General features: G+C 61.5%; 10 protein-coding genes. 5 read left to right on the top strand and 5 right to left on the bottom strand.

Annotated features, from left to right (window positions below; genetic code table 11):
• Positions 1 to 710: ABC transporter ATP-binding protein (locus DDT56_RS20315; RefSeq protein WP_136168206.1), on the top strand; the 710-nt coding region annotated here is incomplete at its 5' end.
• A gap of 270 nt (positions 711 to 980) precedes the next feature.
• Here the strand turns inward: DDT56_RS20315 and DDT56_RS20310 are convergent.
• From DDT56_RS20310 to bioA, 5 genes are all read right to left on the bottom strand, one after another.
• Positions 981 to 2,678 carry an NAD-dependent malic enzyme gene (locus DDT56_RS20310; protein ID WP_136168205.1) on the bottom strand — a complete coding sequence of 566 codons (1,698 nt, stop codon included), beginning with the start codon at positions 2,676 to 2,678 and terminating at the stop codon, positions 981 to 983.
• A gap of 181 nt (positions 2,679 to 2,859) precedes the next feature.
• Entirely contained in the window at positions 2,860 to 3,747 is an 888-nt protein-coding gene (gene cdd, locus DDT56_RS20305; RefSeq protein WP_136168204.1) for a cytidine deaminase, read from the bottom strand.
• 225 nt (positions 3,748 to 3,972) lie between these two features.
• Entirely contained in the window at positions 3,973 to 4,668 is a 696-nt protein-coding gene (locus tag DDT56_RS20300; RefSeq protein ID WP_136168203.1) for a CidB/LrgB family autolysis modulator, read from the bottom strand.
• The gene (locus DDT56_RS20295; RefSeq protein ID WP_136168202.1) at positions 4,668 to 5,075 is read right to left on the bottom strand and encodes a CidA/LrgA family protein; all 408 of its coding nucleotides are present in this window, start codon (positions 5,073 to 5,075) and stop codon (positions 4,668 to 4,670) included. Before DDT56_RS20295 ends, DDT56_RS20300 begins: the two co-directional genes overlap by 1 nt.
• 98 nt (positions 5,076 to 5,173) lie before the next feature.
• A complete protein-coding gene (bioA, locus tag DDT56_RS20290; protein ID WP_136168214.1) occupies positions 5,174 to 6,463 on the bottom strand; it encodes an adenosylmethionine--8-amino-7-oxononanoate transaminase in 1,290 nt (429 codons plus the stop codon).
• 94 nt (positions 6,464 to 6,557) lie between these two features.
• Between bioA and bioB the strand changes: the two genes are divergently transcribed.
• The 4 genes from bioB to bioD are packed head-to-tail and all read left to right on the top strand — an operon-like array spanning position 6,558 to position 10,192.
• Positions 6,558 to 7,595 (top strand): biotin synthase BioB, encoded by a 1,038-nt coding sequence (gene bioB / locus DDT56_RS20285; RefSeq protein WP_136168213.1) that lies wholly within the window; start codon positions 6,558 to 6,560, stop codon positions 7,593 to 7,595.
• 27 nt (positions 7,596 to 7,622) lie between these two features.
• Positions 7,623 to 8,771: an 8-amino-7-oxononanoate synthase gene (gene bioF, locus DDT56_RS20280; protein ID WP_136168201.1), complete on the top strand. Its 1,149-nt coding sequence runs from the start codon at positions 7,623 to 7,625 to the stop codon at positions 8,769 to 8,771.
• Entirely contained in the window at positions 8,761 to 9,522 is a 762-nt protein-coding gene (gene bioC / locus DDT56_RS20275; RefSeq protein ID WP_136168200.1) for a malonyl-ACP O-methyltransferase BioC, read from the top strand. The genes bioF and bioC overlap by 11 nt, the downstream gene beginning before the upstream one ends.
• Positions 9,515 to 10,192, top strand: coding sequence for a dethiobiotin synthase (gene bioD / locus DDT56_RS20270; RefSeq protein WP_136168199.1), 678 nt, complete (start codon positions 9,515 to 9,517; stop codon positions 10,190 to 10,192). Before bioC ends, bioD begins: the two co-directional genes overlap by 8 nt.
• The last annotated feature ends 56 nt before the right edge of the window (positions 10,193 to 10,248 follow it).

Here is a 10,248-nt window from a genome sequence, read left to right as displayed (position 1 = left end):
TGCGCGGCATCGATTTAACGGTGGAGCCGGGCGAATTCGTCAGCATCGTCGGGCCGAGCGGCTGCGGCAAGAGTACTCTGCTGCGCCTGATTGTCGGACTGGATCAGGACTACCAGGGCGAGATTACCCTGGGTACGCGGCGCATTAGCGGTCCCGGCCCGGAGCGCGGCATCGTGTTTCAGGACCACCGTCTGCTGCCGTGGCTGACGCTGGAGGAGAATATCGCGCTGGCGGTGGAAAACGTCTCCTGGCCGGCGGCGCGCAAACGCGACGCGGTGCGCGAACATATTGAACTGGTCGGGCTGACGGGCTACGAGCAGGCCTTTCCCCACCAGCTTTCCGGCGGTATGGCGCAGCGAGCCGCCATTGCCCGCGGGCTGGTGGCGCGTCCGGAAGTGCTGCTGCTGGACGAACCGCTGGGGGCGCTGGATGCGCTGACGCGCATCCGGCTGCAGGATGAACTGCTGCATATCTGGCAGCACGAGCGCACCAGTATGATCCTGGTGACCCACGACATTGAGGAAGCGCTCTATTTGAGCCACCGCGTGGTGGTGCTGCAGTCGCATCCGGGGCAGATAGCCAAGGTGGTGGAGGTGACGCTGCCGACGCCCCGCGACCGCGCCAGCTATGCGTTTACCGATCTGCGGCGTGAAGTGCTGGCGGCGATGGCGCCGGATGCCGTGCGGCCCGAAGCGGCGGCGGCGGGGTAAAGGAATAGGGAGGCAGAGCGCGGCCTAAGCCGCGCTGAGGTTGCTGACAAACCTCATCACTACAGTCGTTCCCACCCTGCGTCATTCCCGCGCAGGCGGGAATCTCCTGCACTGAGTCGCCATCAAATGCAGATCCCTGCCGACTACCGCAGGGACGACGGAAAAGGGCGCTGAGTGACGAATTTGGAAATTATGATACGAAATTGTACTTTGTCATCGGTTTGAGAGCGCGGCCTAAGCCGCGCTCTTCGGTCGAAAATAACGAGGAGATTAGAACGAGGTGCGTTTGTAGCTGCGGTACTGCGGTTGCCAGAAGTTGTCGGCAATGGATTTTGCCAGCGCATCGCCGGAGGTCACCACCGCCACGCCCTGCAACTGCGCCGCTTTACCCACTTCCAGCGCAATGCGTTTCGATACTTCCTGAATATCCGCGATATCCGGCAGCAGCGCGCCTTCGCCGTGGTTCGCCAGCGGAGAGCAGTCCGCCAGGGTGCGGCTGGCCGCCATCAGCATGACGTCGGTAATGCGGGTCGCGCCCGATGCCAGCGCCCCTAAGCCAATCCCCGGGAAGATAAAGGAGTTATTGCACTGGGCGATGGGGTAAACCTTATCCTGATAGTGAACCGGCGCGAACGGGCTGCCGGTGGCGACCAGCGCGGCGCCGTCCGTCCAGCGGATAATGTCTTCCGGGCGGGCTTCCACGCGCGACGTCGGGTTGGACAACGGCATCACGATGGGGCGTTCGCAGTGTCTGTGCATCTCACGGATGATTTCTTCGGTAAACAGGCCGGGCTGACCGGAAACGCCGATCATCACGGTCGGTTTGGCGTTGCGCACCACTTCCAGCAGGGAGATCGCGTCGCTGGCGACGTCCCAGCGGGTCAGCAGCTCGCTTTTCTGCACCAGCTTGCTCTGGAAGTCGAGCAGGTTCGGCAGCTTATCGGTCAGCAGGCCGAAGCGGTCAACCATAAATACCCTGGCGCGGGCTTCATCTTCGCTCAAACCTTCAGACTTCATCTGGGCGATGATTTGTTCCGCGATGCCGCATCCGGCGGAGCCGGCGCCGAGGAACACCACGGTCTGGTCGCGCAGTTGGCTGCCCGCCGCCCGGCTGGCGGCAATCAGGCTGCCGAGGGTAACGGCCGCGGTGCCCTGAATGTCGTCATTGAAGCTGCAAATCTCGTCGCGATAGCGATTCAGCAGCGGCGTGGCGTTTTTCTGGGCGAAATCTTCGAACTGCAGCAGCACGTTCGGCCAGCGGCGTTTAACCGCCTGAATGAATTCATCCACAAAATCGTAGTATTCGTCATCGGTAATACGCGGGTGACGCCAGCCCATATAGAGCGGATCGTTCAGACGCTGCGGGTTATTGGTGCCGACATCCAGCACCACCGGCAAGGTATACGCCGGGCTGATGCCGCCGCAGGCGGTGTACAGCGAGAGTTTACCGATGGGAATGCCCATACCGCCGATGCCCTGGTCGCCCAGGCCCAGAATACGTTCGCCATCGGTAACCACGATAACCTTCACATTCTGCTTGGTGGCGTTTTGCAGCATATCGTCGATATGCGCGCGGTTGGGGTAGGCGATAAACAGGCCGCGCGCCCGGCGGTAGATATCAGAGAAGTGCTCGCAGGCTTCGCCGACGGTCGGCGTATAGATGATGGGCATCATCTCGCTGAGGTGGGCGTCCAGCAAACGATAGAACAGCGTTTCGTTGGTATCCTGGATATTGCGCAGGTATACGTGCTTTTCTATATCGTTTTTAAACTCCTGATATTGACGCCAGGCTCGTTCGGCCTGTTCTTCGATAGTTTCGACGGCTTCCGGTAATAAACCATACAGATTAAAGTCGGCGCGTTCTTCTTCTGTAAAAGCGCTGCCCTTATTCAGTAGGGGAAATTCAAGAAGTATTGGACCAGCATAGGGGATGTAGAGAGGACGTTTACTTTCGTATTCTAATTCCATGACTTTTTTACTCTTCGGGTAACAGAAACGAATTCGGGTGAATAATAAAAACGCTGTGGCCCGGATCTTAAATTACCCACAAAATATGTACAGAAAATGTTAATTAAAATAGTTACAGATGGCTTGCATCGGCGGATAAAAAAAGCTGTATCGATTCAACTAGTTCATTTAATGCGCGCCGTCACTGCACGAAATGTCGGGTAACATTTTTACAGCCCAGTTTGTTCAGCAACGCCGCGGACGATTCCCATTGGCTGATGGCGGCGTCGCGGCGTTCGACCACGGCGGCCCGTCGTATCGCCGTATGCCGCTCGCCCGCCAGATTCATCAGGTTAAGCGCCGCCTGCAGAGGGGGCAGGCTGGGGTTGAACGCCGCATTTTCCGCGTAGCGCCCGGCATAGATGGCGCCGCCGTGCGTTTCCAGCGCCACGCCGCTTATCGCCTGAGTGTATGGCGCGTGGCTGCGGTTGGCGGCGTCCAGCGCGGCAAGGACCAGCGCGTCCTGATGCTCCAGCATGCAGGCATGGTCGATCTCATCCATCAACCGGGTGCTGATGTTCAGATCGCCGGGGCCGAAGGCGTCCGGCAGATAATGGCCGAGCAGGGCGGGCTGACGGCCCGGCAGCTGAATACGCAGCGTGGACGCGGCGTTAAGCTCATTCATAAACTGCCGGCAGTGGCCGCACGGCGTGTAGTTCACCGTTATCGCCGCCAACGCCGGCTCATTGCGCGACCAGGCGTGGCTAATCGCGCTTTGTTCCGCGTGTACCGTTTGCTGAAGCGGCGTTCCGCTGAACTCCATATTGGCGCCGAAATAAAAATTGCCGCTCACGCCATGGGCGATGGCGCCCACCTGAAAATGAGAGTGCGGGGCCAGCGCGCAGGCGGCGGCCAGCGGCAACAGGGCAAAGGCCAGCGCATTGGTATCCAGCCGGCCGGCGTCGGCCAGCCCGGCCACTTCATCCGCGGTCAGCATGGCGGCAAAATCCTGCCGGTGCAGAATGGGCTCCAGGGCGGATTGCAAACGGGATGGCAGCTGTTGCAGGGCGTTATCAAAGCGTGAATGCATATCGGCTTGCTCTTTTGTATTGATGAATAGGCACCATATTAAGTAGCAGAATAGCAATATATTGTGATTATTATCTCGTTATATATGTAATGAGTGAAATAGATATTAAAAATATGTGATGCATGTTGATTTTTTATTCTATTGCGCCTGCGCAAAGAGGGCGGGAATAGGGCCAAAGGGTTAAGGCAGCTGCCTTAACCCATAATCGTAAAACGCCAAGCCGTTTTAACCGGCAAGGTGAAGCAGCACCGGATAAATAAACGGCGCCACCAGCGAAGTAATAATTCCGCAGATCACCAGCGCCAGCGAACTGAACGCCCCTTCCTGAAAATCGACTTCCGCGCAGCGCGCCGTGCCCAGGGCGTGCGAAGCGGTTCCCATCGACAGGCCGCGCGCGGCTTTGGTCTTAATGCCGATGCGATCGAACATCCCGTGTCCCACCACCGCGCCGACGATGCCGACAAAAATAACGCACACCGCGCTGATGGCGGGAATACCGCCGAGCGAGCTGGCGACCGCCATGGCGATCGGCGTGGTGACGGATTTCGGCAGCACCGAGGCGGCGATCTCAGGGGATGCGCCCATCCAAAGCGCCACCAGGGTGCCGGAAACGATGGCGGCGAGGCTGCCGATAAAACAGACGCTGATGATGGATTTCCAGCGCGCGCGGATTTGGTGAATCTGCTCGTAGAGCGGAAAGGCCAGCGCGACCACGGCGGGCTGCAGCAGATCGTTAAGCACTTCGCTGCCTTTAAAGTAGCGATCGTAAGGGATATGCAACAGCAGCAGCAGGGGAATGATAATCGCCATCGAAACCAGCAGCGGGTTCAGCAACGATATTTTGGTCAGCACCGCCAGCTTACGGGCGGCGAAAAAGACCAGCAGAGTGAGCGGCAACGACCACCACAAATTGGCGAGCATTAGGGTTTGTCCTCGGTTGGCGGGTTATCGGCGGCGATGGCGCGTTCACGCTGCATCAGTTGGGTGCTGAAACCGACGACGATCATCACCACAAAGGTACTGATCAGGCAGGAAACGACGATCGGACCAAACTGCTGGCTTAGCAGATCGTAGTAGTTCATCACGCCTACCCCTATCGGCACAAACAGCAGCGCCATATGGCGGATAAACAGATGACAGCCGGGCTTCACCCAGGCGGCCGGCAGGATCTGCGAAGCGAGAAGCGAGAATAGAATCAGCATACCGATAATGCTGCCTGGAATAACCAGAGGGAGTAACGCGGATATCGCATTGCCTGCCAGCAGACAGAGGTAAATCAATGCGAAAGCGCGTAAATACCGCCAACAAAGGGTAATAGTATTACGCATGGGAAAGTCCTGATTAACTGATGCGGCCATGATAACGCTAATGGAATTAGTGTGCCATAGATCACATATTTTCCTGGCCCGTAAATCAGGATGTCCGCTCAGCCGGTAAACAGGCCACGCTCGGAAACCGCCTCGCCGATGGCGTCGGTAAGGCGGCGTAGCTGTTCGGACCGAATGATAAACGGCGGCATAAGATAGATGAGTTTGCCAAACGGGCGGATCCACACGCCGCGCGCCACGAAAAAATGCTGCAGCCGCGCCATATCGACCGGGCGGCGCGTCTCCACCACGCCAATCGCCCCCAGCACCCGCACATCCGCCACCTCGGGCGCGGCGGATAACGGTTGCAGCGCCTGACGCAGCTGCCGTTCGATGGCGGAGACCTGGCGCTGCCAGCGGTTCTCCGCCAGCAGATCCAGGCTGGCGTTGGCCGCCGCGCAGGCCAGCGGGTTGCCCATAAAGGTCGGGCCGTGCATAAAGCAGCCCGCCGCGCCGTTGCTGATGGTGTCGGCCACCTGCCGGGTGGTGAGCGTGGCCGAAAGCGTCAGATAGCCGCCGGTCAGCGCTTTGCCCAGACAGAGGATATCCGGCGTGACGCCCGCATGTTCACAGGCGAACAGCCTGCCGGTGCGGCCGAATCCGCTGGCGATCTCATCGGCGATCAGCAGCACGCCGTAGCGATCGCACAGTTCCCGCACCCGTTGCAGATAGCGCGGATGGTAAAAACGCATGCCGCCGGCCCCCTGGACGATAGGCTCCAGCACCACCGCCGCCAGTTGAGCGGCGTGTTCCGCCAGCTGCGCGTGCAGCGGGGCGATATCCTCCTCCCGCCATTCGTCGTCGAACCGGCACTGCGGGGCGTCGACGAACAGATGCGCGGGCAGATAGCCCTGGTACAGGCTGTGCATCGAGTTTTGCGGATCGCAGACCGCCATCGCGCCGAAGGTGTCGCCGTGGTAGCCGTGGCGCAGCGTGAGGAAACGCTGACGCCGCTCCCCGCGGGCCTGCCAGTATTGCAGCGCCATTTTCAGCGCCACCTCCACGGCGACCGAGCCGGAGTCCGCCAGAAATACGCACTCCAGCGCGTCCGGCGTTATCGCCACCAGCCGACGGCAGAGCGCCACCGCCTGCGGATGGGTAACGCCGCCGAACATCACGTGCGACATCCGCGCAATCTGCTGCTGTAACGCCTGATTGATGGCCGGATGGTTATAGCCGTGGATCGCCGCCCACCAGGAAGACATACCGTCGACCAGACGCCGTCCGTCGGAAAGCTCAAGCTCGACGCCGTCGGCGGCGACCACCGGATAAACAGGCAGCGGTCGGGTGATGGAGGTATAGGGATGCCAGATATGGCGTTGGTCGAAGGCGAGGTCGTCAGGCGTCATCATAGGTGTCGTAAACTAAAAGTGCATTGAGTTGGTTGACAGTATAAAGGGTTAATTTAAACTGATGAAACGTTTTTATTTTGGAGACGCCGCCATGGCCGACCGCATTTACTGGACGCTTGAGCAAGCGCAAGATCTATTCGACAAGCCGTTTCTGGAGCTGATGTTTGCCGCGCAGCAGGTTCATCGTCAGCATTTTGATCCCCGTCAGGTACAGGTCAGCACGCTGTTGTCGATCAAAACCGGCGCCTGCCCTGAAGACTGTAAATACTGTCCGCAAAGTTCCCGCTACCGTACGGGCATTGAAACCGAACGGCTGATGCAGGTGGAGCAGGTGCTGGAGTCCGCCCGCCAGGCGAAAGCGGCCGGCTCGACCCGTTTCTGTATGGGCGCCGCCTGGAAAAATCCGCACGAGCGCGACATGCCCTATCTGGAGCAGATGGTGCAGGGCGTCAAAGCGCTGGGCATGGAAACCTGCATGACGCTGGGCACCCTGGACGGCGATCAGGCGGCGCGTTTAGCCGCCGCCGGGCTGGATTTTTATAACCACAATCTCGATACCTCGCCGGAGTTTTACGGCAGCATTATTACCACCCGCAGCTATCAGGAGCGTCTGGATACGCTGGATAAGGTACGCGGCGCCGGCATCAAGGTCTGCTCCGGCGGGATTGTCGGCCTGGGGGAAACGGTGCGCGACCGCGCCGGCCTGCTGGTGCAGCTGGCTAATTTGCCGACGCCGCCGGAAAGCGTGCCGATCAATATGCTGGTAAAAGTAAAAGGCACGCCGCTGGCCGATAACGAGGACGTCGACGCCTTTGATTTTATCCGCACCATCGCCGTGGCGCGCATTATGATGCCGTCCTCCTACGTGCGCCTCTCCGCCGGTCGCGAGCAGATGAGCGAACAGACGCAGGCGATGTGCTTTATGGCCGGCGCCAACTCCATCTTCTATGGCTGCAAACTGCTGACCACGCCGAACCCCAAAGAGGATAAGGATCTGGCGCTGTTCCGCAAGCTGGGGCTGAACCCGCAGCAGACCGAGGTGGAGTACGGCGATAACCAACAGCAGCAGCGGCTGACGCGGCAGTTGACCCACGCCGATACGGAGCAGTTCTACAATGCCGCGCTGTAGCGGTTCGCCTGCGCGGCGCCGGCGGCCATGAGCTGGCAACAGCGCATTGCGCTGGCGCTGGAACAACGCCGTCAGGATGATGCCTACCGCACGCGGCGGGCCAATCAGGGCGGCAACGGCCGCTGGCTGACGCAGGACGGACGGCGCTACCTCAATTTTTCCAGCAACGATTACCTGGGGCTGAGCCGTCACCCGGAAATTATTCACGCCTGGCGGCAGGGCGCGCAGCGTTATGGCGTCGGTTCCGGCGGCTCCGGCCACGTGACGGGTTATACCGACGCCCATGAGACGTTGGAGCAACAACTGGCGGAGTGGCAGGGCTATCCGCGCGCGCTGCTGTTTATTTCCGGCTACGCGGCGAATCAGGCGGTGGTCGCCGCGCTGACCCAGGCGGGCGATAGCATTCTGGCCGACCGGCTGAGTCACGCTTCCCTGCTGGAGGCCGCGGCGCACTCGCCGGCGACGCTGCGGCGTTTTACCCACAATGACCAGCAAGCCTTGCGGCGCCTGCTGGCAAAGCCCGCCGCGGGTCAAACCCTGGCGGTCACCGAAGGGGTGTTCAGCATGGACGGCGATAGCGCGCCGCTGCCGCAGCTGCATGCGCTGTGTCGTGAACGCGGCGCCTGGCTGATGGTGGATGATGCCCACGGGGTCGGCGTGCTGGGCGAGGAAGGGCGGGGAAGCTGCTGGCGGCAGCAGGTGAGGCCCGAGCTGCTGATCGTCACCTTCGGCAAGGCGTTCGGCGTCAGCGGCGCCGCCGTGCTGTGCGCCGAACCGCTGGCGGAATACCTGTTGCAGTTCGCCCGCCATCTGATTTACAGCACCGCCATGCCCGCGGCGCAGGCCTGCGCGCTGAGCGCCGCGCTGAACTGCGTCCGCCAGGGAGAGGCGCTGCGGGAGGCGCTGCGGGGCAATATCGCCCGGTTCCGCGCCGGTTGCGATACCACGTCTTGGCGGCCGATGGACTCCGATAGCGCCATTCAGCCGCTGCTGGTCGGCGACAACGCCCGCGCGCTGGCGTTGATGACGCGCATGCGCGCGCAGGGAATATGGGTAACGGCGATGCGTCCCCCCACGGTGCCGCCCGGCAGCGCCCGCCTGCGGATTACGCTGACGGCGGCGCATCGGCCGGAAGATATTGAGCAATTATTGACGGTGCTGCGCCATGCCGACTGAAACCCACGATAAACCGGCCATTGCCCGGGCGTTCGGCCGGGCGGCGGACAGCTACGACCGCTATGCGGCGCTGCAACGGGCCAGCGGCGCGCGCCTGCTGGAGATGGTCGCGTCGCATCATGGATCGCAGGTGCTGGACGCCGGCTGCGGCACCGGTCACTTCAGCCGCCGCTGGCGGCAGTTGGATAAGACCGTGACCGCGCTGGACCTGTCTTCCGAGATGCTGGCCTACGCCGGCGAGCAACGGGCCGCGCACCGCTATGTGCTGGGGGACATCGAAAACCTGCCGCTGGCGGACGGCAGCGTGGATATCAGCTACAGCAATCTGGCGGTGCAGTGGTGCGACGATCTGCCGCGCGCGCTGGCCGAACTGTACAGGGTGACCCGCCCGGGCGGCGCCATCGCCTTTTCCACGCTGGCGGACGGATCGCTGAGCGAGCTGGCGCAGGCCTGGCGGCGTGTGGACGGCAGCCGCCGGGTGAACCGTTTTCTCTCCGTTCCCGCCATCCGGGCCGCCTGCCGGCCTTACCGCCATCAATTTCACCAGGAGCGGGTGACCCACTGCTTCCCCGACGTGCTGGCGCTGCTGAAGTCGCTGAAAGGCATCGGCGCCACCTGGCTGCATCAGGGACGCGCGCCCGGTTTGCTCAGCCGCGGGCGTCTTAATGCGCTGGCGTCGGGCTATCCTCGGCGGCAGGAGGGCTATCCGCTCAGCTATCAACTGATTTACGGAGTGATTTATCGTGATTAAGCGCTGGTTTGTAACCGGAACGGATACCGACGTCGGCAAAACCATCGCCAGCTGCGCGCTATTGCAGGCCGCCAATGGGGCCGGATACCGTACCGCCGGCTATAAGCCGGTGGCGTCCGGCTGCGAAATAACCCCGCAGGGCGCGCGCAACGGCGATGCCTTGCTGCTGCAGGCCAACAGCGGCGTGCGGCTGGATTATCAGCAGGTCAATCCGCTGGCGTTTATCGAGCCGACGTCGCCGCATATCGTCAGCGCGGCGGAGCGGCGGCCTATTCGCCTGTCCGCGCTCTCCGCGGGGCTGCGGGCGCTGGAGCAGCAGGCGGACTGGCTGCTGGTGGAAGGGGCCGGCGGCTGGTTTACGCCGCTGTCGGCGCACGAAACCTTCGCCGACTGGGTGGCGCGGGAGCAACTGCCGGTTATTCTGGTGGTGGGCATCAAGCTGGGCTGCATTAACCATGCGCTGCTGACGGCCGGCGCCATCCGCCAGGCCGGATTAACGCTTGGCGGCTGGATCGCCAACGACGTTGAAGCGCCGGGAAAGCGCCATCGGGAATATCTGCTCGGTTTGCAGCAGCGCCTGCCCGCCCCGATGCTGGGCGAAATCCCGCATCTGGCGCTGCCGCAGTTGCAGAATCTGGGGCGGTATATCGACCTGTCGCGGCTGGGCTGACGTTTCACCTGCCGATAATAAATACCCGGCTTTATCCCCGGATTGATAATTAGCCT

The organism is Brenneria corticis (genome assembly GCF_003115855.1).
Taxonomy (GTDB): domain Bacteria; phylum Pseudomonadota; class Gammaproteobacteria; order Enterobacterales; family Enterobacteriaceae; genus Brenneria; species Brenneria corticis.
This window is presented reverse-complemented; position numbering and strand designations above follow the sequence as displayed.